Here is a 23,499-nt window from a genome sequence, read left to right on the forward strand (position 1 = left end):
AAAGCTTATTGTCCTCGACTCGAGCGTTCTCTGCTTCTCGTGGAAGACGCTAAATCCGCGCGTGCGTTATTGCCGGCCAGCAAAGGCTGCGGGTCGGCGGTGAAGCTGTCGAGGGGCGGCGGCCGTTCCCCTTCACTCAATGGTGCCGCCGGCGCCTGGATGGTTTCCACGCCGCCGCCCCCGCACTCGTGGCCGTTGTGATGATCATCGTGCATGCGCTGCGCTGTTGGGGACATGCTGATGGCGGTGCCGGAAGCACCGGAAACATGTGATATTTCGGCAGCGGGCAGAGCGGCTTCTCTCTCCCTGCTGCACAGGAAAGCGTAGAGCTCCTTCACGCAAGTGCCGACGTTCTTCTTGTCTTTTTTAAAGGGCGGGACCACCCTGATATCGGCCTGTTGGTAGTCTGGCCCGCGCGCTTCTAACATGTTTTCGAGCTGCTGCTCGATGTCGGCGCCTTGCAGCAGCGGCCGGCCGGTGTCGCCCGTGAGGCGCTGTTGCAGGGCGATGCGCCTGCCGACCTCTTGAAGGTCGGTGTCGAGCCAGATCGACACGGCCTTCTCGAGGATCAGGTCTCGATTGGACTTCTTGACAAAGCAGCCGCCGCCGGTTGCGATGACGATGGGCCCTTTCTTCAGCTGTTCGGCGAGCTCTCTAGCCTCCAGCTCCCTGAAGTGCGGCTGGCCATGGCGCTCGAATATATCCTTAATATTGCCGTGCTGGGCGACGATAAGCTTATCGATGTCGACAAACTCCACCCCCAGCTCCTTGGCAAGCCGGGGACCGATGGTCGACTTGCCGCTCGCCGGCATGCCGACGAGCACCACCGGCCGCGTGCCAAGGGCCGCGACGATCTCGCCGGCTTGCGGCGAGTGAGCGACCGCAATCTGTTGTCTTGCGATGGTGGCCGACCTGGAGGTTCCTGCCGCCCTCGACCTGCTTTCTCCTGACGAGCCCCAGTGTAATATCTCCCAGGCACCATGGGGAACGGGAACCAGCTCGCATTCGCTCTGCGCGCGCTGCGCGAGCTCGGCCCGGTAACTGGCCGGCGTATGGAACTCGACCTCGAAGCGATAGTTCTGCGCAGTTCTGAATGCCGTGTGAACGCCGCGTAACCGCGGCGTGTCCATCCTGATGAACCAGTTGGTGGTCTCGACCTCGCTGCAGTCCCGCTCCTCGAAGGCCAGTGACGCCTTCCTGAAGGCGCGCGTAAAAGCCTCGTCCGGGATTTCGAAGACATGGCGCACGGCATTGGTGACCAATTTGGCCTCCGGCGCCGCGCTCACGTTATGGCCGGTCAACTCGTCGGCTATCCAGACCTGCCCGCGCGACCGTTGGTCAAGATGCGGCACCTTCACCTCGATGCCGTCCTGCCGCAAAAGCTCGGCAACCGCATGCACAGTTTCGATAATCGCGCTTTCTTGCGCTTCGGCGGGGGCGGCTTCGAGCCTGGCGCGCTCCAGGGCCTGTTCGCTGCTCAGCGTTATCCTGCTGGCGGGGTTGTCGGCCGAGATTGCTAAGGCGCTGGGCAGGATACGCTTTTCGACGGCGAGTCTGATCGAGGCCTCCATGACCGAGGCCGCCAGCGTGGGGTTGTCCTTCAGATCCGCCAGGCTGCCATCGACGTCGAACCGGCCCTGGTGGAGCTTTGCCGCCTGCGCCTTGACATAGGGGGCCGCCTTGAAGCCCGGCCTCCGCTCCAAGAGCCGCTGCAATTCGGTGGTTTTTTGCATGAACACCCGCGCACCGGTATCGGACTTGTAGGCGTCCGTGCCGACCTTGATGCCGACGCTCAACAGATTGATCGCACTTTCATGCAGATCGTCCGGGTTGTAGCCGTCGGGCCGCGGATCGATGCGCGGCTGGTAGTGGTTGAGCAGGAAATCGATGCGCTTCCTGGCGTCAGCGGTAGCCGGATAGGATTCGCTGAGTTTCGGGAAGAGCGCGGCGGCGTCGGCGCTGACGGCAAGCTTCGCGCCGGCTGAGGCCACGGATCGCGCTAACTGCTGCTTGACGTCCGACTGCTGATGAGCCGGCTCGCCGAGCTGCAGGTTCCAGTCCTGGAGCTCGGCCACTAGCAAGGCGGCCAGTTCGCAGGCCACCGGGTGCTTGGCGGCCTTGCTGTCTTCCCCCGCCCTGGTGATGAGCTCATGGAGGGTCTGGCCATCCGGCCGATCTTTCTGCAACAGTGCGCGGATGTCGGCCTTGAGCTCAGGATGAATGCCCTCGTAGGTGCCGAAGATGGCGCGCTCGGCAAACCAGCGTTGCGCCTCCTGCGGCTGCGCCAGCACGTTGCGCTGCAGGCAGCTGTAGGTCTCCAGCACCAGCCCGGTGGCCGACAGGATCTGCTTGGCCCGGCTGAACTGGTAGTCGCCTTTCTCAATGGCCGGCGTGTGCGACTTCGGCGGCTTCATCGAGGCGACGCCGCGCGCCTGCAGCTGCGCGTCGAACTGGCGCACATGCTCGTAAAGGCGAGGCCGGTTGCCGATGATGACGACGGCGTCGCCGTCAAAATCGCCGTCGAGCATTTTTTGTTCGACGCTCGGAACCGCAACCAAAGAGCCGGGCGCAAACACCTCCGTCGCCTGCAGGATGCCGACGCACTCGAGCGCGGTGTCGGCCTTAACGCGGTTCTTTTCCTCCAGCCAGCGCGAATGGCACTTTACGTCCTCCGCAGACATCACCACCCCGCGGTCGGCGAAGTCCGCCGGCCACATTTCGTCGGGCACAACGATCAAGATGCCTTTGGCAAAGAAGGTCGGATCGTCGGCGGCTAGCCCGGCCCCCGACCTGTGCGCGACGTTGAAGCTGTATTGGAAGGCCACGCACCGATCCAGGAACGCCGCGGTCCGATCGCCATCGCGCGCCGACCTGACCCGGTCGGCGGCGAACGGGCGCAGGTTGGGCTTGTCATAGGGGGAGCGTCCGACAAGCACGCCAGCGTCACGGGTCAAGGTCTTGCTCTTGCCCGTCGGGACATGCAGGCATTCGTCGCTGGACGGCACGGCGATAGCGCCCGACCCCTCGATGTGCCCGCCCGTGACCGTCCGGAACACCTCCTCGAGGGTGAGGCTTGGATGGTTTTCGAGCCAAGCCAGAGCCTTCTCGCGGGTCTCCTGTGCCACCTCGACGCTGCGCGGATAATGTTGCAGCGCCGAGGGCGGTACCGCCGATTGACGACTGTCGGCATAGGCAGGCATCCGCTCGGGAGCGTCGTGGCGAGCCCGGGCAATGGCCGGCATGCGCTCGGCCAGTGAGGCCCTGATGAAGCCGCAGCCGTCATGCGGCCGCAAGGCGACCTCGCCGTCTCGCCCCTCGAACCGGAAGGGGTGCTCTGCGCCTGCGGGGCGGTCGGGCAGAAGGGACAGCTTGAAGCACCCTTCCAGCGCATAATCATGCGGGCCAACGTCGGGGATGCCCGGCGGCGCGGCAAATCCGCGGCGCTGAGTATAGTAATAGGCTTCCTTGAACGGTGCCCAGGCCCGCGACAACTGCTCAAAGGCCGTGCCCGGAGCCGTCTCGGCATAGGGGATCGCCAAAAGCTTGCCGCTTGGGGCCTCTTCGGGCGCGAAGGGCAGGTGAGAGGCAAGCTGGTTGAGGCTCTTTTGCGGCGGCTTTAGTTTGCTGCCGCCGAACAGGTCCATGCGGTAGGGCACGCCCTCTACGGGGAGCGTGCGTGTCAACATGGCGCCAGTCGGAGTTCCCTTTAGTTGCACGGCCACCACCGGCACCGCGCCCGAGGTCAAGCGGTGGAAAATGGAATAGCGCAACTCGGCTTCGCTGGCCAGCGGCCGGCCTTGCATGTCGACCACCGGCAGCCGCATCAGTCCGGCATCGCCTTGCGGCGGTCTCGGCTCGTGGTCCATGCCCTGAAGGACCCGATGGACATCGAAGCTGGCGGCTGCATGCTGAGCCTGGACCATCGATGCGTTCTGCGCCATGAAGGTGTCGAGCGCATCGAGGGGCTCCTTCGCCTCGATCTCGGCGATCACGTTCCAGCTCATGTAAGAAAGGTCGGCGTAGATGAGGGCGCGGGCACTGTCCAGGATCTGCCTGGTTTTGCCGTGCAGCTCTTCCTGCCTGGCCTGCAAGGCGAGTTCGTCGCCGTCGACATAGGGCCGCCGGTAGAGCGTCTCCAGCACTGCCCGGGTCTTGAGCACCTGATAGATCGAAAGCGCCGGGCAGCGGCTTGCATTGGGGCCGCTGGTGCGCTCGGCCTGGCCTGCCTTGAGATGGGCATCGATCTTGTGTTCCACCACCGGCTGGATGGCGTTGAGCAGGTTCAGCGCCGGTCTGCGGTGCCAGCGCAACACCGGCTTCGGGCTGCGAGCTAGGGGCAGCAGGGAGGCGCAAAGGTTGCCCATCGTCTCGAGGTTGTTGTCGAGCTTAAACCCGGGATTGGCGCTTAACACCTCGAGCCTGTCCAACCCCGGCTGTGCCAGCGCGCCGAAATCGTCCAACAACTGCGCCTTGCCCAACGCCTTGAATATACTCGCAATGGCATGGACATCGGCCTGCTGCAGCCGATCCTCGGCATATTGGAGGTAGTGCGCCAACTGATGCAGCCGGTCCTTCAGCAAGGCGGGTTCGGCGATCTCGCCGGCGGTCTCTCCCTCCTCGATACCCCGCGACAGCCCGTTGGCGATCCTGACTAGCGCAGGCGTGCTGAAAGTACTGAAGCGACGGCCCTTGGAGCCGAGCTCGCCGGCGATGGCAACGATCGCCTTACGTGCTTTTTCTTCTTCCGGCCACTTGCTGAAACCGTTCACCAGATTGGCGAATTCTTGATTCGAGAATCCGTCGAGATTGCCGTCGCGGGCAACCACCACGCCGCCGATGGCAACCGTCGCTTCACGCGTCTTCTGCTGGTCCGGCCATCTGCTGAAGCCGTTCACCAAATCGGCCAACTCTGGATCCGAAAATCCGTCGAGATTGCCGTCGCGGGCAACCACCGCGCTGGCGATGGCAAGCGTCGCTTCGCGCGTCTTCTGCTGGTCCGGCCATTTGCTGAAGCCTTTAACAAAATCGGCCAACTCTGAATCCGAATATCCGTCGAGATTGCCGTCGCGGGCAACCACGGCGCCGGCGATAGCAAGCGTCGCTTCGCGCGTCTGGTCCGACATTGCGTCGGAGATCTGGCGCGGGCCTCCTTCGGTATCAGGGCGCCCTGCTTGTCCGACCAACTCTCGGTTGCTGCCCATATTCCCTCTCCGATTCAGCAAAATGCATCGCCTAAGCCTGTCAACAACAGGGCATCACTTAGTTTGGTGCGGTCACGCGAGCCTGTAACGGCGTGCTTGAAAGCCGCAGCATTCACGCAACGCCTCGACAACGCCGGAAGCTTCGTCGCCACGCGATCGCTCCGCCATCAGGCTGAAGCTCAAATGCCTGAGCCCTGTACAAAACGCCGATCCGGGACGAATCTACGGTTTTTCAATGCGGTACAGATTGAGCGATATGATCAGGCAGCGTTCGAAATCCAGTTCAGAAGAGCTGCCTTCGGTTTGGCGCCGACCGAGAAATCGGCCACTTCGCCGCCCTTGAAGATCGCGAGCGTCGGAATGGAGCGCACGCCCAATTGAGCGGCGAGTTCCGGGTATTCATCAATGTTGAGCTTGGCGACCTTGATCTTGCTTTCCATCTCGACGGAGATTTCCTCGAGGCTCGGAGCAATCATCTTGCAGGAATCGCACCATTCGGCCCAGAAATCGACGACGACGGGTGCTGCGGATTCCAGGACTTCCGACTGGAAGTTATTGATATCGACTTTCACGGTAGCCATGACTGCTCCTTTGACCGAAGAAGATGTTTGAACCACATGTGACGGTGCGGTTCAGAATTTTCAATTATCAACCCGACGCTCTTGGGGACTTACGGAGCGCAGGGCCTCGCCTTCTTCCGGCTTCAGCACCAAGCCTTTGCGAACGTATGATCTTCGACCTCGCGCCCCCGCCGTTGCTTTACTGCCTTCTCGTCGGCCGGTTCAGTTTGTTGCGCTTCCTCTAACGGAGTTTGATGTTCGGGCTTTATGTTGGACTCGACACTGATCCTCCTGATCGGCATGATCGAGATATTTCTCGCCGTCAGGAGAGCAATGGGGTGAGGTGAGAAAGTATCCGCCTGATTAGCGGCAAAGTACCCGCGGTTGCTTGTGCTCTCGATCTCTTCTCCCTTCTGCTCCCACTGCAATGGCGTAGCGGATGCGGCGACTTGCTGAGTAATCGGCGTTGGCTCGGGCATTCATCCGGTCTGGCTTCGAAGATTCGCCTTAGTAGGCGGTCTGAATAGTATTTCACCTTGGACATTCCCAGCGGTGGCAGTCCCTTGATGAGGACGATCTCGCTGTTCTCATCGATCCGGCGGACCTGCTCAGGCCGCATCAGGTTGGCTCCCTGATCCGATAGCTGGATTGGTCTCGAACATTCGGCTTAGCTTGAATGAGGTCGATTTGGGGCACCAAAAGTCTAGTCGCCGATTTCCTTGGAAGATAGATCGGCGTCTCCTCATCGGCGGTGGCCATGAAGACCTCGATCCCGGTGTTGCAGAGGAAAGTCTCTCTCCCCGACTGCTCGTACAGGCCGGTTAGAGCCGCGAGGCTATGTACCACAAACATGAACCGGCCCTGGTAGGTAGCGATTGTGGCGACGGCCGTCTACACTGACTCCCGCCTGCCGAGATGCTTAAACTCGTCGAGTACAAACAAGCCCTCAAAGAGTTCACCGTCGGTTGGCATAGAATTGGGAGATCCGGCGCCTTATTCCTTTCTTGGTTGGCCCTCTGCCAGAGTTTGAGCAAGGGACGTGAATGAAACTTTCAAATACAACGACACTATGTTGATATAGTGTGGGATCCACTGACCGCCATCGAAAGGTGATCGTTCGAAGGAAGTCTGGCGGCGTCGGAGCGTCGATTTGCGTTGAGTCGAAACGTTGACAATCGCCCAGCGAAGCATCGACTTCGTCGGCAGAAATCCCCCTGATTCTCGACATCGGACATATCATCATCGGCCATGTAAGCGCTCCTTCAATGGATACCCAGCTGCAATTTGTTTTCGTTTGTGTTTCATCTCGAGGACTTAACAGCTCTTAGGGCTATAAGCCGACGTTCACGAGATTCCAGAAACAGAATCGGATCGTCCATCGGTTCATAGTCGTCTGCATTAATGTCCAAAGCGCACTCAGTTCACATGATAGCCGAACGCTGTCTCCACTTTGACTGGGCCCCAAGTGAGATGATGTAAGTTTTCCGAGCCGTGAATGGACCTCCGTTCAATATCGAATGCGCCGATTGGTGTGTGTCCTTTAATGAAGATCCAAAATTCTGAAGCGTCAACTCGAAACGGGTTACACTCGTAATGTGGATAGATCGGACATGCTGGACCTGGCTCTATGCCTGCGCATGCTTATCGGGCTTGTGCCGAAGCAGAACTCTAGCGGGCGAAGGAGAAGCTCGGCAGCATTTCCAAGGCCGGCAATTGCTATTTGCGACAGCTACTCGTGATCGGCGCAATGGGGGGTCATCCGCTACGCCGAACGGAACGGGACCAGGTGGCCCATGGCTCGTGCAGTTGATGGCGCGGCGAACAGCCAAGGTTGCAGCGGTCGTGTTGGCCAACAAGACCGCCCGGATGGTCTGGGCATCGATGACAAGCGGCGAGCGCTACTGGGAGCCGGTCATCAGATAGAACGAGACAAGGCGAGCGATCGCCGAACCAATTTGCCGGCGCAGAGGGTCAGACGGTACGATGACCAACAGCCGCGGAATCTGTTCAGAAACCAATTCGCCGCAGAACAACCATCTCGCCGAGCCGCGTATGACGACGGTCGCATCAAACCTCCTTTATTCGACCTTGCGGGAGCGGATTGTCGAGCATGTCTTCGTTGGGGACGCTCTCCGCGAGCTATGGCGGCTTGGCGTTTATGACCTCGAAGTCCTCCGATCGGAATTCGATGCCCACGGCTACGACCTAGTGATGGCCCGAGGGAAGATCGTTCGCCACATTCAGTTCAAGACCGGAACGCAGAAGAAACCCGGCACCGTATCCTTGTCCCGGTCTTTGGCAGAAAAGCCCAGCGGATGCGCCATTTGGATCCGGCTCAATCCTGACTTGGGCTTGGGCCCGTCCTTCTGGTTTGGTGCTGCACCGGGGCAGCGGCTCGCCGCGCTTGACGGTTATCCCAACTCGCGGCGCGTGACGCCCAACAAGACCGGTGTTCGACCGATCCGCAAGAACCATCATGAAGTGCCGGGCGCAGCGTTCGTACCGCGAAGCACCCTGAGGGAAATTCTGGCAGATCTGTTCGGCCATCTCCCGCCGACGTTGGTAGTTGAGGACTCCGAATGAGTTCGGCTCCTCAGGCGACGGCTTGGGCGCCGTGCCGCCCTTGTTGATCACTTGGGACAATTTTTTCCGGATTTATGACCCAAGGCGACCTAATCTCCATGGGAGGCATCAGTGCGGACGGCATTACGATCGAAAACCATGATGGCTTCAGGTGGACCGGCCATGAGTTCGTGGACGACGTGCGCTACGCGAAGGCATGGCACGCAGCAAAGGACGCGACAAGAAGGTGGAGAGCGGAAGTTTTGGATTTATATGGGAAGTAGCCAAGTAGATCTGCAAATACGAGCTTGGCAAGCGATTGGGGATTCCTCTGTCAGAGCCGGGGTCCAGCAGCACATTACCCTTCGGCGGAAAAGGCAATCATGAGCGACGTGCCACGCCACGATAGGCTAGCCGCGACGGTTCGCATTTCGTTGACGACCGCCCGTCGTCCGACGAGGAGGACCGCCAGAGCCGACCAGTGCACATGACCTGCGCCAAGGCGCGCGCAGCATTCGGATCCGTCTTGTTAGGGGTCGTCTCCAAAGCCTGGCCAGTCGGGTATCTATGCAAATCGCCGGCAATCCTTCAGCGCAAATACCTGCGTCCCAAGTCAATTGTTGCAATGGAGCCAATCGATGTGTCCTGAATCCATCATTGGTTCACAATCCTTGTGCTTTGAAGGCAGCTTTTCGCTCTCATCGCTTTGGCGCACAGTGCGAAACGATTAAAAATCAACCACCTATCTGGGGGTGTCATAAGTCGGCACGTCGCTTGCATGACGAGGTCAAATGCCAAATTGAGCGAGGCCAGAATGTCGCGTCAAATGAAGTTTGTAGCGTATCTCATGGCGGGGCCAACTTGTCATCATCATGGGATGTGGCGCCACCCGCAAACAGAGAACAGGTTTCTCGACCCGGCGTTCTGGGAGACGCTGGCGCGAACGCTCGAGGCGGGGAGATTTGACGCGCTCTTCTTCGCCGATGCTCTGAGTTTTTATAATGAAACTATTATGGCACGGGGCGGGCAGATGTCGCTGCTTGATCCTGTCCCGCTCGCCGCAATGATGGCGCGGGCGACGTCGCGCATTGGACTCGGTGTGACGATATCGACGAGTTTCCAACAGCCCTATGCGATAGCCCGCGTGCTTTCCTCGCTCGATGCGCTGACGGCCGGCCGCATCGCCTGGAACATCGTGACTTCCGCTCTCGATCAGGAGGCGCAGTTTTTTGGCGAAGAGAAGCTCCTGCCGCGCAGTGAACGCTACGACCGCGCCGAGGAGGTCCTGAAAGTCTGTCTTGACTTGTGGACGGGGTGGGCCGACGGCGCGCTCGTCTGCGACAAGAAGAGCGGCCACTTCATCGATAAGGCGAAGATGCGCCACACCGAGATCGCGGGACAACACGTCGGGGCAAGGGGCATGTTCACCGTCCCGCCCAGCCCCCAGCGACATCCGGTCATCATGCAGGCCGGTTCGTCACCTCGCGGCCGCGATTTCGCCGCCAGCCACGCCGAGCTTGTCTTTACGCTTCAGCATTCGTTGCCAGACATGCAGAAATTCTATGTCGAGATGAAAGGTCGGGTCGACAAGGCTGGGCGGAATCCTGACGATTGCGCCATCCTGGTGTCGGTGGACCCGGTCGTGGGCGAAACACAATCGATTGCCCGCGAGAAGCAGGCTTACATCAATGACTTGGTCGACCCTCGCCTCGCCATCCCCTTCATGTCGGCCCATACCGGACTCGATTTGTCGCAATACCCGATAGACAAGCCAATCAACGACATTCCGGCAGAAGCCGGTTCTCGCGGCTCCTTTGATGTCATTCTTCAAGCCACAAAGGCCAGTAATCTCACGCTCGGCGAAGCGGCCAAACACTTTGCCATAAGCGAACTTTGCCCTCAAGTTGTAGGCACACCCGAGAGCGTGGCCGACGAGCTTCAGGGATTCTTCGAAAACGAGGGCTGCGATGGCTTCATCGTGACGCCCACCGAAATGCCAGGCTCCTTCGAGGCCTTCACGCGATCGGTGGTCCCGATCCTCCAGAAGCGCGGCTTATTCCGCAAGGAGTATCCGGGGTCGACCCTGAGGGAAACGATCAAAGCGTAAGCGATGAGGCATAATTCTACCTCCAAGCAGGATCGCAAATGAGTTCGAATACCCTTTCACACCTCCGGTTGTTTCAGCCACTCTTCTCGCCTTCGCGAGGCTCTACGCCTAGTGGCCAGGGTGGCCAGTGGCGCAGTCACATTGATGTCTTAGGCTGCTTTGCCCAGCGCAGAGGGTTAGCCGTGTATTTGAGCTAGCCATTTTGTGCAGCGGCGGTGGCAATCGATAAATCGTGATCGCCTGGCTATAGGATAAGCCTAGTTTACTCGCAGGCCCCCCGTTCGAAGCCAAGTCACCAAGAGACAAATGCCGTTGACTCTTCATAGCGAAAGCGGTTGCCGAAACTCGACACTTGGCGATGGCCTAACCTCGCCTGAACGACAAGTAAGAGTTGTCGGCCAGAACGATTGCGCTGGCGCAACGGAGGCAATATGCAGAACTTACTAACGCGCATGGCCGCCAAGATAGTTCGAATCGATGATAACCAACAGTCTTCCGAACGAATTTGTATTGACTATCAGCTTGAGGCTGACCTCAATGGCAAGATAGTTCAACGTCTTCCAGAAGATGACGTCTATACTGAGCTCTACGGACTCGTCGGCCACCCAGATTCAATATTTCCAGGCGGTGATGGTTTTACAAAAAAGACCACAGGACTGGGGCGCGGCCTCCCCTGGAGCGACACGACAGACACCGACAGTAACGCCCGGATAACGGCGAAGGATATCCCGACAGTTCTCGACGGCGTTGGGGATTGCGTGAAGGTACTCTCACTTGACTGTTTCGACACGTTGCTATGGCGCAAAACAGCGACACCCAAGGACGTTTTTGCCGTGCTGGCCGCCAATCCAATCGCGCGAAGGTTAGGGGTAACTGTTCACCAACGAATTAGCGCCGCGGCGCGTGCACGCCGAGCGAACCTATTAGACAACGGATCCAGCGAAATTGATTTAGGTGACATCTATCGGTCCTTTACGTCGCTCTCCAGTGAGGACCGGGAGCTATTGGTCGAGGCAGAAATCCAGACCGAAATGAGAGTTTGCTTTGCATTCTCACCGTATGTAGAACTGATCAGGCTAGCGCGCACCCGTGGTATGAAGATAATTGTTGTGAGCGACACGTATTTGCGCGAATACGACTTAAGACGTCTTTTGGCTCGGCATTTGCCCGCGGACGTCATGCAGTCAATCAGCAAGATTTACTGCTCTGTTGATTATGGGACGCCAAAAAGCGAGTCCCTTTTTCAGGCCGTAATCAACGAGGCTGGGGTGCCTGCCTCGGAACTGCTTCACATTGGAGACAATGATGTAGCAGACGTGCAAGCACCGCGGAAATTGGGCGTACGAGCGTTGCACTTCGTGCCCTTTGACCGTGATGTCGCTGAATTGTTGCGCCTTCAGCGCGCAGCATCATCGTTAATTGTCCTCGAGCAGGCAGCGCCGTCGGCAATCATTCTCCCATGCTATAGCCCATTCCGCCCTGTTTTTTCTTTAGCACACCTCCGTCAGTGCACGCCCGAGACACTGATAGGCTACATGTCATTTGGCCCGGCGCTATACGCCTATGCTCGCTTTCTTATGGACGAAGTTGATGCCTTACAACAACAAGGCAAACGAGTAAAGGTCTTCTTCTTGCTGCGTGATGCTTACCTCCTTTCAGCCGCATGCGAAGTCTATGCGCGCAAGCCCATCGGAAAGCTCGCACGAATCCGGAAATTCCATGCTATTGCCGCTTCTTTCAAAACCCGCGCCGATATCGACTATTACATCAGCGCGATCGAGCCCGAATGCGACAGCCTTCACGCCATCGCAAAACAGCTTTTGCTTCCGCCTGAACTCACGGAATTGTTAATACAGGTCGCCCGTCAATCTCGCGATCCAAAAACCGCGTTCCATCAGCTTCTGCACGACGATGATGTACTAACCTTGGTTTTCAACAACTCGTCCGCTTTGCGCGCTCGCTTGATGCGCTATATATCCACTGAGCTGGGCGTAGAGGACGGTGATACGATTGTCTTGGCCGACGTCGGCTATAACGGCAGAACGCAAGAATATCTGTCTCGCACAGTTGGCGGCGGACTCTTGGACGTAGATATACTTGGGCGTTACGTGTACGCGTCGGATGAACCGTATAGGGCTTCCGATAGCAAGGCACTTATAGCATCAACCTGGGACAACACGACTATATTCGAGCAATGCTGTACCCTCAAGGAGGGTGCGGTCGTTGACTATGAATTGGACGGGAGGCCAATTATTGCGGACATTGTGCTTAGTGACAACCAGTATGAAAAGGTTGCCAATGTTCAAGCTGAGTGTTTGCGGTTCATTGATGATGCCAGAATGTTCTTTGGCAAGTCTGGTTTGACGCATGATTCTTCTATGTTGCGGAGTGCAGCGCACGCAGCTCTATTCCGCAATGCGTATATGCCCGTTGAAGGGGAGTTGCGATATTTCAAGGATTTCCCGCATGACAAGTTTATGGGACCAGATCGCAAAAAAACGATCTACCATCTGGAAAGTGCTTGGAAGAATGTGAGGTGCCTGCCCTCACCCTATCGGCTGGGCGCATATGAAACGCGTGGCTTGGGCCTTGACTTCACATTCAGCGGCTTAGTGCAAAGAAGGTTTCAACTTGACCTAGGCCCAGACGATATGAATGTACGGTTTTCACCTCTGATGATTTCGGTTGGGAGCAGACACGAGCCCAAACGCTTCTTGCTTCGAGCACGTCATCTGCATGACGGATTTTACTCTGTTATGCTGCCGTATGTAAGTAGCGCCAGTGTGAAAATGTTTTTTGGCGAGAACTACGAATGGTTGCAGGTCGCAGATATCCAGCTCTTTAATAAAGCAAGAAGCGTGTGCAGGAATCCATCCAATTATCTAGATTTGGAAGAAATCAACCGAGAGGGAGAGATTTACCAGTGCCTGTCACAGGCGAGTGCGGCGACAATACGTCCAAGAGATTTGGGTCAGCTTAATTCACCGCATTACTATAACGTGATATTTCGCCCGTTGGTTTCAAGGGCATCTGACTCCGCTGCGGAAGCCAGGCGCGGCGCAATAGAGGGGGAAGATTCCTGCTGGTCGCGCTACGGCGAGTCACTGGCTCGCGGGAATTTCGAAGGATAGCAAGTACGCCGGCGGCGACGATTGACCTGGCGGACTGTTCAGCTCCTATGAGGAGTAGATCGCGTCCGGCGCGGGGTTGTCAGGTTGTTTGAAATGTAGCCGCATGATGCCGCCGATCCTGCGCTTTTCAGGCAGGCTTTGCACTCACGGCTCCTACGCGGCCATGGTCCGATGGTCTGGCATGGAACGAAGGGATCGCGGAGGAAGTCGACAAGAAATGATGTAATTGGGGTGACCGAGAGGAAGCCTGTCGCGTTCGCCCCCCCCGCTTCTGGGAGCGTAGATGAGAATTCTCCGCCCGTTGTTCAAGCCTTTATGCGAGCGGTGTCCAAGTGCGGCATGATCTGGCTGAGTCATTCAGTAAGTCCCGGACTCCGTTGGAGTGGGCCCCAGCTTCACACCCGCAGAGAGACGAGACAGAGAGAGAGAGAGAGAGAGAGAGAGAGAGAGAGAGAGAGAGAGAGAGAGAGAGAGAGAAAGGATCTCCGCCCCAGACGTACCTTCGGCCTGCCTGATGTTACCTGCACGGTCTCGACCGCTTCAATGCCATGTCTGTTTCAATAGTAAGCTTGGATTATTAAATGTGGATTCCAGACCTGTCTAATTCAGTCGGCCCGCGATACAAGGCAATCATCGACGCGGTTGACGGAGCCATTGCTTCGAAATCGCTACAGCCGGGTGATCGCTTGCCCACCCAGCGCCAACTCGCCGAAAAGCTCGGCGTCAGCGTGCAGACCGTAGCTCGCGCTTACGCCGAGGCGGAACGCAAAGGACTACTCTCGGGCGAAGTGGGTCGAGGAACGTTTGTTCAGTATTTCAGGCCGGAACGCCGTGCGCGGTATGTCGCCGATAGCGAAGAGCCGAACATACGAGACTTCTCAAACATCGTGCCGGTGCTCTCCGAAACCCATATCGAGGAACTCAGGGAGGCGATGGTCGCGTCAGCCAAAGACGGCGCCATCCAGCGCATGCTCGAGTATCGGCCGAGCCAGGGCATAGTGCAGCACCGCGAAGCTGGCGCCGCTTGGCTTGAGCGCAATGGGGTTCAGGGCAGTGCCGACGGCCTCATCGTAACGAACGGCGCTGCTCACGCGATCTGGACTGCAATGGCCAGCATAACCGAGCCTGGTGATGTGGTCGCCACCGAAGCGCTTGTGGACACGTCTATCACCATTAATGCCTCAATCCTCAAGATCAGGCTCCGCGGCCTAGCTATCGATCAGAGCGGCATTATACCGGAATCCTTTGAAGAAGCCTGTGAGCAAGAAAACATCAAGGTTTTGTGCGTTACCCCCTGCTACAGTGTTCCCACAGTCTCCTTCATGGAAGAGGCGCGTCGCGAGCGGATTGCCGAAATTGCGCGGCGGCATGATGTAGCGATCATCGAGGATGACGTCTTCGGTCCGCTAATCCCCAACCGACCGAAGCCCATGTTGTGTTTCGCTCCCGAACGCACGTACTACGCGACGAGCTTTACGAAGTGCGTAATGCCTGCTTTACGGACAGGATTTCTTGCGGGCCCCATTCCGGCAATACCTCGTCTAATTTCACGCGCTCGAGCCACCGGATGCAGTGCAAACACCTGGACCGCTGATGTTGCTGCCCGCTGGCTCCAGGACGGCACGATTGATCGACTGGTCGAATGGCAGCGACATAAACTCAAGACAAGATACGAGATACTGAACCACATACTAGGGGCATTTAGGTATGAAGCGGAGCCATACGCGATGCATGCTTGGCTGACCTTGCCTGAACACTGGCGATCGACCCATTTTGTGGATCATGCGCGTTCTCTAGGGCTCCTTGTCAGCCCTCCGGATCCATTCATCATCGGACGAGCAGTCGAACCCCATGCAGTGCGGTTGGCACTTGGTGACACAAATAGAAACGACCAGAACTTCAAAGAGGGCCTTGAACGAATTGCGGCCCTCCTGCAAGAACATCCCGATCCAATGGGTACTTCGTACTGATCCAGTCGACTCCATCGCGCAAAGAAATTGTGGGAACACCGGAGAGGGCGTGGTTGGACGATCGAGGCGCTAAGCGGGATGACCGTGAGTGAAGGATCGGCGGACTCGATGGTTAGCCCCCGAAGTCCACGAGGTCGCAATCTTGTTGTCAGAGCGGCGGCCCTCCCCGTCGTCAATGCCGTTCGCAAGTAGATTCCGCCACCACTCCCATCGTAATCCTACCCCTCGCCCTTTCCGAGAAAATGCTGCGTAACCGACACCTACTGTCAAGTCTGTCTAATTCGCGACACACAGTTTTTTGCCTAGGTGCCCCCCCCTGCACTGCGGGTCAAGTCAGCAACACAATTGACAAAGCAATTTCTAGGCGCCTCGACGTAGCTGGCACGACCTTTGCTAACTCCTCTTCGTGAAACGCGACGCGAGGCGGCATTGATGTTCGCCCGGAGGTACAAATTGGTTAGTGATAGCCAGAGGTTCTCATTGCCTCCCACCGTCCTATTGTCAGGAGTGACATTCCGAGAGCCCACCGATATTCATGCGGCCGACGTATGGGAACTGATCGGGAAGCGCCCGCCCCTGGACCGCAACTCGGTCTACTGCGAGCTCCTGCTCTGCACTGATTTCGCTGACACCTGTGTTCTCGCGGTGCGCGATGGTGAGGTCGTTGGCTGGCTAGCGACGTATCGGCGGCCGAGCGAGCATTCGACGCTCTTCATTTGGCAAATTGCCGTGCATCCTGAGGCGCGCGGTATGGGGGTTGGGAAAGGGTTGATTATCTCAGCTCTGAACAGGCGATCTTGCGACGGCGTGACCCACATCAACGCCACGGTGACTCTCAGCAACACTGCGAGCCAGTTGCTCTTCGCGGGTGTGGCTCGGGATATGCGCGCGCCAATCCGACAGGCTATACGCTTCGATCGCGATATCCATTTTAAGGGACAGCATGAGAGCGAGTACACGATAGCCATCGGCCCCATCGCACCCTCCTAGAAGCGCTGCAGGCATGCTCGCCAGGCCCCGGAGCTCGTAGCAAAGAAGGGAGTCAAGCAATGACTAACCGAAGCAGGCCGTACGGCGGGGACGAATTCGCGACCTTCCGCCATCTCGAGTCCGAAGTGCGCAGCTACGCTCGTCGCGCTCCTGCTGTTTTCACGACAGCGCGGGGCGCCCAGTTGTTTGCGCGCGATGGAACCGTCTATCTCGATTTTCTGATGGGGTGCTCAAGTCTAAACCACGGTCATAGTCCCCCCGAGCTCAAGAGCGCGCTCGTAGAATACATCGCCCGAGACGGCATCACGCACAGCCTCGATTTGTATAGTGAAGCCAACGAGTCTTTTTTACGGGAATTGAACGAGACGATTTTCAGAGCGCGACAACTCGACTACGTCGTTCAGTTTCCCGGTCCAACCGGCGCTAACGCGGTCGAGGCTGCCCTCAAGTTAGCGCGCAAGATAACTGGTCGGTCCAACATCGTAGCGTTCACCGATGGCTTTCATGGTGTGAGCCTCGGCGCTCTCTCGTGCACCGGCAGTAGATACCACCGCGCAGCCGCCGGCCGGTTGCTCGGCGGCGTCTCGCGATTACCACATGACGGCTATCTTGGGTCAAGTGTAGACACCGCCGACTATCTTGATCACCTGCTTTCGGATCCCTCCAGGGGTGTGGACGCGCCGGCTGCGGTGATCGTTCGAGACAGTTCAGGGCGACGGCGGCCTGAATGTCGCAGGCCCGGGGTGGCTGCAAAAGCTGGCGGCCGTTGCGCGCAGACATGGAGCTCTGCTCGTCGTCGACGAAATTCAGGCGGGGGTTGGCCGGACCGATGCATTCTTCAGCTTCGAAGCATCTGGGCTCCGTCCAGACATCGTCACAATGGCCAAATCGATATCCGGCTATGGCCTGCCTATGGCCCTCGTTCTCAAGATCGACAACTCGACAAGTGGGAGCCCGGAGAGCACAACGGCACGTTCCGCGGCAACTGCGATGCTTTCGTCACGGCACGCGCAGCTCTCGAGCACTTCTGGCACACGGATAGCTTTGCAGCGTCTGTCAAGGAGAAAGGCAATTTGCTGAAAAGCCGCCTTGATCAGATCACGCAGAAATACGACCCGAGCCGAGTGTCAGCCAAAGGTCGTGGCGTGATGCGGGGCATAGATCTGAAGTCCGGCGAGATTGCCGGTCAAGTCAGCACCGCCTTCCAGAGGGGTCTGATTGTCGAGACCGCTGGTCCCAACGACGAGGTCGTAAAGTGTCAGCCACCTCTGGTCATCGCCGAGGATCAGCTTAACCAAGGCCTCGACATCCTGGAGCATACAATCGAAAGCGTGATCGGCAGCACAGTCAGCACGGCGAGTAGGAGATAAGTCATGATTGTAAGAGATTTCAATGAGGAGCAAAAGACGGCCAGGCGGGTCCAGACGGCGAGCTGGGAAAGCGTGCGACTGCTCCTCAAGAATGATGCGATGGGCTTCTCCTTTCACATCACCACGATCCATAAGGGCGCCCGGCTCAAGATGCACTATCGGAACCACTTTGAGGCAGTTTACTGCATCTCAGGAACGGGTTTTATCGAGAATTCACAGGTGGATGAGGTCCATGTCGTTCGACCGGGGATCATCTACGCGCTTGATAAACATGATGCTCACCTGCTGTGTGCAGAGACCGAACTGGTGCTAGCCTGCGTCTTCGTCCCTCCCTTGGCAGGCAGCGAGGTCCATGATGAGACCGGCGCGTATCCGCTCGACTCGGAGGCGATCTGATGACGCCTCAGAGAAGGTCAATGAGCGTCGACATCGGAGGGCATTCGAGGATTGGCTCCTCCGCCTCTCTTCCCCGCGCTCGTCTGTCTATCGGAACAATACTCCCCAAATGTGCCGTGGGAGCCTTCCCCATTTTGCGCCGTTGCCGGTTCTGCAGGGCGCGAGCACCGTGCACCTCAGCAGACAGGAAAGTGCGACGTTGAGTAGATGCGATCTGGCGTTTCGGAGGACCTTCCTACGACGGGGTAGCGCTGCGAGTGACGTCAGAAGGAGAAGGGGACGTGAGCGCGCATGCAAGACCTCTTGCGGCGCAATACTGGCTGAGGATGCGGGTGACCAACTGTCCAACCCACTTCGCTGAAAGGCTAAAGATAAAACCTCTTCTTGCCTAACCGCCAGCCCAGGGCCCCACATTTGTCTCCGCGGGAGGCGATCTTCGTGGACAGACGGGCTGCGGCAGCTTCGGTGATAGTTTACAGCCTGTGGAGAAGCGGTTCAGGCTCCTCTCTTAGCATAGCGCATATTGTCTCAAGGCCACGCCTCAATTCATCTGGGCGCGTTGATCCTACAGAGATGCGGATTGCAGGAGGCTGCGCGTGTTGCGATAACGTAAATGCGCTGCCGCGTGCGACACCCACTCCCCGGAGACGAGCATTGGCGACGAACCCATCTTCAGTGTGACCTTTTGGCATCGGGAGCCAGATGTGAAGACTTTGCGGGTGGGAAAGATAGGGAACGCCGCCCAAAAGTTCAGCGGCTAGTTTGTGCCGCTCCGCCAACGCTTTCCGCTGCCAGTCGATAAGGTCTTTTGCAGTGCCGTCTTCAATCCAACGGCTGGCAATCTCGGCTATGAGTGGTGTAGCCATCCAGGTCGTTACGAGGGACCGATTTGTGACTGCAGGAATCAAGCTACTCGGAACGACCACATAGCCAGTTCGCAAACCCGGCATAAGGGATTTTGTCAAAGAGGTAATGTAGAATGTCCGTTCGGGAGCGAGTTCAACAAAGGACGTCAGGCCGCGATCGACCAGCGCACCGAGAGGATCATTTTCAACAATAAATAACCCATGGCGCCGCGCGATTTCAGCGATTTCCGCCCGCCGCCCGTTGCTCATAATACTGACAGTTGGGCTGATGGGACCAGGCATGATGAACAGAGCGCGCGCCTTGTGCTCCAAGCAAGCCTGCTCCAACGAATCCGGACAAATGCCCTCCGAATCTATTTTTACCGCATGGAGCTTCGAGCCGAGGTACGCGGCGAGCGGGCTTAGCGTGTGGTGGCCTATTTCCTCGGATAGCAGAGTTGACCCCGGGCTTAGAACGGACATCAACGCAAGTGTCATGCCGGGCGTTGCACCATTCGTGACCACCAAGTTGCGTTCGTCGACTTCGATGCCATACGATCGCAACCAGTCGACGCCCATGCTGCGATGGCGGGCCAATGCATTATTTGGCCGGAATGAGAAGAAATTCGTATGGGGAAGATCCACCGCGAGGTCCCGGAGCACCCTACTCATATGCTGAAGATGGGTTGAACCACTCACCGGCTTCAAAATCGAAAGGTCAATCGATGTTTCGGAGCGTTCAGGGGAGTGAGGATAGGCTGGTTTATCGAGTGAGAATTTGACGAAACTTCCACGACCGACTGTGCTTGTGACCAACCCCCGTCTAGCTAATTCGTCATATGCCCGGCTAACGGTCTGGGCTGAAATCTTCAAGCGGAACGATAACTCGCGGTGCGTCGGCAAGCGCGCACCCTCCGTCAATTTGCCAGCTTGGAGAGCCTCGATGACCCTTTCTGCTAAAGAAAGATAGATGGGACGTTCGAGCGAACTCGGATCAGGTAGCCACACATCCATATTGCACGATCCTCTTAGGGTACGGGAGAAGCCCTAACAAACTCAATGAATTGCGCTATCCGATGTATCACTGAAGTTCCCTAAATGAAGCGGCCGGTCGCACGATGGCGACCAGCCGTTCTTGTCATCAACACCTTTCGGAAAAAGCTGCAAGGTTCTTCAATATCCTAAGTCGAGATCGATTTTCCAAGTAAGAGGCTTGTCGCTCTGGAACTCAAGCAAGCTTTCCACAGAGCGCGCTATGTTGCGCTCGAGAACGTCATCGGCATTAGCTCCCTGATCACCCGTACCGATGACATTCGGCATCCTCTGGATCCCCGTTCGCGAGGGCACCGGAAAATGATAACTTGCGGGGAAGGCGTTGTTATATGTCCACCAGACGTCAGAACCGTAGCCTGCTATCTTTCCGGTTTTAAGAGCATCATAGAGGGGTCGTTCCTGTATCAGATTGCCACGAGCGATGTTTACGAGGAATGCCCCTGGTTTCATCGCATCTATCTCAGCAGCCCCAAAAAACGAATTCGTTTTGCGGGTGATAGGTGTGGCCAACACAACGTAATCGCTGCTTCCCAGCACCTGCCCCATCTGGTCGACGCCGAAAACCGCGTCCGCCGCACCCGCACCGAGTTCAGGATGGAGGCGAACACCCAAAACTCCCATGTCAAAAGCCTTGGCGCGCTGGGCGATCGCACTTCCAATCTGCCCTAGGCCGATTATTCCCAGTGTTCTGCGATGCAACATCGCTGAGCAGGAATCGCGATCGTAAACTGGCACTGGGAGAGCGTCGACGCAGGCCTGGTGCTTCGTGATCAGACGCTTTGCCAGCCCCAGAATGATCGACATCGCATGTTCGGCAACTGCAATACTGTTGGCGCCTCGCAAATTAGTAACTTGGACGCCCATTGTCTTCAGGCGAGCTAAGTCAAGTTCATCACAGCCGGCGTGCATCCAGCATATCACCTTCAATTTCTTTGCGACGTCCAACGACCCTTCGGGCAAAACATATCCAACGAAGGCGTCTACGTCTCCAAGCGTTTCCACGATCGATTCTAGTGTTAGATCGAAACGAGAAAGATAGGGCTCAGGACGCGGCCTTACGAGAGTAGCGCCGGCAAGCGACCGCTCAAACGTTGACACCTCTTCGTCCGTAGCGTGCCATCCCAATAAAACTTTCATTTGATCCTCTGATCCTTTTTAAACGCTAAGTCGCCTGCTGGTAGCATCAGTTTTGACATGTCTCAATAGCAAACTTGCATCATGTCAATAGGACCTCACCGCCCGACCCCGAAGAACGAGAGGCGCGGCAAGGGCATCGCAATCTTCAGTTGTTACTCCTCCGGCAACAAAAGATCACGATTAGCAGGCGATTGAATTGAGGCAATTTCGCGATTGACAGCTTTTTTAAAACGCACGAATAGTGACATTGCCCCATATCGGGCCGTGTCAATGGCTGCAGCCGCGCACCACGTCCAGCCCAGGAGAATAAGAAATTGAAAGTACTAGGGTCGGGTCAGTACCGCTTTGAACGGGTCGAGAGTTGGCCAAACGTCCCAAAATATTTTGAGATGGGGCAACCAAGCGACGTTGCCATCAACTCCTCGGGAGAGATCTTCGTTCTCTCTCGAGGCAAACATCCGGTAACCATCTGGACTCCGGAGGGGGACTTCATTGGGTCGTGGGGCGACGGCATGTTCTCAGCTACACCCCATGGAATATTCATCGGTAAGAACGACAATGTCTGGATAGTGGATTGTGGCGCTCACGTCGCGATGGAGTTCGCACCGCACGGCGAGCTTTTGCGCACACTAGGAAACAAGAATTCAGCATCACCTACTTGCGAGGGGCGCTTAGTCCACGCGCAGCCGTTCAACTTGCCTACGAATCTCGCGATTGCACCCAACGGAGATATCTTCGTTGCGGACGGTTACGGTGGCCACAAGGTCCACCGCTTCAATTCCAAGGGTGAACTGCTGCTGTCTTGGGGGCGTCAAGGGCGCGAACCAGGCCAATTTGAGCTGGTCCACAATGTTTGGATCGATAGCAGGAACAGAGTTCTTGTCTGCGATGACGAGAATGACAGAGTTCAGCTCTTTGATACCGAAGGCAAATATTTGGAAGAATGGACGCTTGGTAATCCTAGCGGTATTTGCATTAGAGATGACATTGTTTACTTCGCTCAACTACAGCCGTTCGAGGACAAGTCAAATGGAAGGGGAAGCGGATCGATCTCGCTATATAACTTGGATGGCGTGCTTCTTAGCAGCTGGGATAATACGGCGGGTGGCAACAAAGACACTCTGATCGGGCCGCACGATCTCTGTGTAGCTGAAAACGGCGACATTTATGTCTGCGAAGTTTACGGCTGGCGTGTATCAAAGTTCCGAAAAGTCCAATAATCGCTCAAAGGTGTAAGTGTTGGCTTTTTAGGAGCCGTTTCGGTGGCGAGTTGAGACCCACTACACTGAGGCAATCTTTTCCCGCTGGAGTACGAATGAGACATTTTTCGCAATCTCTTGATGAGGCGCACAGCAAGCCGGCGCCTATGATCGGGATCAACGGAATCTCGAAGAGTTTTGGCGCCTTCAAGGTGCTCGACGGTTTGTCGATGCAGGTTATGCCCGGCGAGAAGCTGGCGCTGATCGGTCCATCAGGCTCGGGCAAGACGACGATCCTGCGCATCTTGATGACGCTGGAGAAGATCGACGGCGGCCATATCCAGATCGACGGCGAGCAGCTCTATCACATGGAGCGCAACGGCCAATTGCTGCAGGCCGATGAGCGGCATCTGGCCAGGATGCGCCAGAAGATCGGCATGGTCTTCCAGCTCTTCAATCTCTTCCCGCACAAATGCGTCATGGACAACGTGACCCTGGCGCCGATGCTGACCAAGAGTGCCGCGCGCGCCGCCGCCGAGAAGCGGGCGATGGAACTGCTGGACATGGTGGGCCTCGCCGACAAGGCGAAAGCGATGCCCGGGCAGCTTTCCGGCGGCCAGAAGCAGCGCGCGGCGATCGCGCGCGCCCTGGCGCTGTCGCCCAAGATCATGCTGTTCGACGAAGTGACCTCGGCGCTCGACCCGGAACTCGTCGAGGAAGTGCTCAACGTCATGCGCAAGCTCGCGGCCGAGACAGACATGACGATGCTTCTGGTCACCCATGAGATGGGCTTCGCCCACGATTTTGCCGATCGCGTGCTGTTCTTTGACCGCGGCAGGATCGTCGAGGAAGGCAAGCCCGATGAGATTTTTCGCCATCCCAAACAGGAAAGAACGCAGAGCTTCCTGAAGAAGATCATCGCGGCCGGACATAGGGTCTAACCGCGATGCATGGGCGACGCAGTCCATCCCGAGGTAA

15 protein-coding genes and 4 pseudogenes are annotated in these 23,499 nt (G+C 57.4%); 11 read left to right on the forward strand and 8 right to left on the reverse strand.

All coding sequences use genetic code 11. From position 1 onward, the window contains the following. Positions 1–5: 5 nt before the first annotated feature. The 5 genes and pseudogenes from CK221_RS02165 to CK221_RS30645 all read right to left on the reverse strand — a co-directional run bounded on the left by CK221_RS02165 (position 6) and on the right by CK221_RS30645 (position 6,613). Positions 6–5,078 (reverse strand): shikimate kinase, encoded by a 5,073-nt coding sequence (locus CK221_RS02165; RefSeq protein WP_245430563.1) that lies wholly within the window; start codon positions 5,076–5,078, stop codon positions 6–8. A gap of 383 nt (positions 5,079–5,461) precedes the next feature. Next, entirely contained in the window at positions 5,462–5,782 is a 321-nt protein-coding gene (trxA, locus tag CK221_RS02170) for a thioredoxin (RefSeq protein WP_095776496.1), read from the reverse strand. A gap of 122 nt (positions 5,783–5,904) precedes the next feature. Continuing rightward, positions 5,905–6,240: a hypothetical protein gene (locus CK221_RS02175; protein WP_095776497.1), complete on the reverse strand. Its 336-nt coding sequence runs from the start codon at positions 6,238–6,240 to the stop codon at positions 5,905–5,907. 74 nt (positions 6,241–6,314) lie between these two features. After that, positions 6,315–6,380 (reverse strand): annotated as a pseudogene (locus tag CK221_RS31020) (hypothetical protein); the annotation flags it as partial. Beyond that, a complete protein-coding gene (locus tag CK221_RS30645; protein ID WP_095776498.1) occupies positions 6,380–6,613 on the reverse strand; it encodes a type IV secretory system conjugative DNA transfer family protein in 234 nt (77 codons plus the stop codon). The gene CK221_RS30645 and the pseudogene CK221_RS31020, both read right to left, overlap by 1 nt. A 1,131-nt stretch (positions 6,614–7,744) precedes the next feature. Between CK221_RS30645 and CK221_RS02185 the strand changes: the two genes are divergently transcribed. Then, complete coding sequence (locus CK221_RS02185) at positions 7,745–8,344, forward strand: hypothetical protein (RefSeq protein ID WP_245430564.1); 600 nt, start codon at positions 7,745–7,747, stop codon at positions 8,342–8,344. A 397-nt stretch (positions 8,345–8,741) separates the two neighbouring features. Here CK221_RS02185 and CK221_RS29560 read toward each other — a convergent pair. Then, a pseudogene (locus CK221_RS29560) lies at positions 8,742–8,910 on the reverse strand (IS110 family transposase); the annotation flags it as partial. A 239-nt stretch (positions 8,911–9,149) separates the two neighbouring features. Between CK221_RS29560 and CK221_RS02195 the strand changes: the two are divergent. From CK221_RS02195 to CK221_RS02220, 8 genes and pseudogenes are all read left to right on the forward strand, one after another. After that, entirely contained in the window at positions 9,150–10,430 is a 1,281-nt protein-coding gene (locus CK221_RS02195) for an LLM class flavin-dependent oxidoreductase (RefSeq protein WP_095776501.1), read from the forward strand. 431 nt (positions 10,431–10,861) lie between these two features. Continuing rightward, the gene (locus CK221_RS02200; protein WP_095776502.1) at positions 10,862–13,561 is read left to right on the forward strand and encodes an HAD family hydrolase; all 2,700 of its coding nucleotides are present in this window, start codon (positions 10,862–10,864) and stop codon (positions 13,559–13,561) included. Between the two features lie 581 nt (positions 13,562–14,142). Continuing rightward, positions 14,143–15,531 carry a PLP-dependent aminotransferase family protein gene (locus CK221_RS02205; RefSeq protein WP_095776503.1) on the forward strand — a complete coding sequence of 463 codons (1,389 nt, stop codon included), beginning with the start codon at positions 14,143–14,145 and terminating at the stop codon, positions 15,529–15,531. A 480-nt stretch (positions 15,532–16,011) separates the two neighbouring features. Continuing rightward, positions 16,012–16,521, forward strand: coding sequence for a diaminobutyrate acetyltransferase (gene ectA / locus CK221_RS02210; RefSeq protein WP_179295061.1), 510 nt, complete (start codon positions 16,012–16,014; stop codon positions 16,519–16,521). Positions 16,522–16,580: 59 nt separating this feature from the next. After that, a pseudogene (locus CK221_RS31205) lies at positions 16,581–17,111 on the forward strand (aminotransferase class III-fold pyridoxal phosphate-dependent enzyme); the annotation flags it as partial. A gap of 166 nt (positions 17,112–17,277) precedes the next feature. Next, positions 17,278–17,391 (forward strand): annotated as a pseudogene (locus CK221_RS31210) (aminotransferase class III-fold pyridoxal phosphate-dependent enzyme); the annotation flags it as partial. Between the two features lie 23 nt (positions 17,392–17,414). Next, entirely contained in the window at positions 17,415–17,891 is a 477-nt protein-coding gene (locus tag CK221_RS31215; protein ID WP_348628423.1) for an aminotransferase class III-fold pyridoxal phosphate-dependent enzyme, read from the forward strand. Between the two features lie 3 nt (positions 17,892–17,894). Continuing rightward, a complete protein-coding gene (locus CK221_RS02220) occupies positions 17,895–18,287 on the forward strand; it encodes an ectoine synthase (RefSeq protein WP_095776505.1) in 393 nt (130 codons plus the stop codon). A gap of 473 nt (positions 18,288–18,760) precedes the next feature. Here CK221_RS02220 and CK221_RS02225 read toward each other — a convergent pair whose 3' ends face one another. Next, positions 18,761–20,146 carry a PLP-dependent aminotransferase family protein gene (locus CK221_RS02225; RefSeq protein WP_095776506.1) on the reverse strand — a complete coding sequence of 462 codons (1,386 nt, stop codon included), beginning with the start codon at positions 20,144–20,146 and terminating at the stop codon, positions 18,761–18,763. 159 nt (positions 20,147–20,305) lie between these two features. After that, positions 20,306–21,322, reverse strand: a complete 1,017-nt coding sequence (locus tag CK221_RS02230) for a 2-hydroxyacid dehydrogenase (protein WP_095776507.1) — start codon at positions 21,320–21,322, stop codon at positions 20,306–20,308. A 314-nt stretch (positions 21,323–21,636) separates the two neighbouring features. Here CK221_RS02230 and CK221_RS02235 point away from each other — a divergent pair, with 314 nt between their 5' ends. Both CK221_RS02235 and ehuA read left to right on the forward strand, forming a co-directional pair. Beyond that, positions 21,637–22,542, forward strand: coding sequence for a peptidyl-alpha-hydroxyglycine alpha-amidating lyase family protein (locus CK221_RS02235; protein WP_141245927.1), 906 nt, complete (start codon positions 21,637–21,639; stop codon positions 22,540–22,542). A 146-nt stretch (positions 22,543–22,688) separates the two neighbouring features. Further along, positions 22,689–23,462, forward strand: coding sequence for an ectoine/hydroxyectoine ABC transporter ATP-binding protein EhuA (gene ehuA / locus CK221_RS02240; RefSeq protein ID WP_170954329.1), 774 nt, complete (start codon positions 22,689–22,691; stop codon positions 23,460–23,462). The last annotated feature ends 37 nt before the right edge of the window (positions 23,463–23,499 follow it).

This window comes from Mesorhizobium sp. WSM3868, assembly GCF_002294785.1.
Lineage (GTDB): Bacteria > Pseudomonadota > Alphaproteobacteria > Rhizobiales > Rhizobiaceae > Mesorhizobium.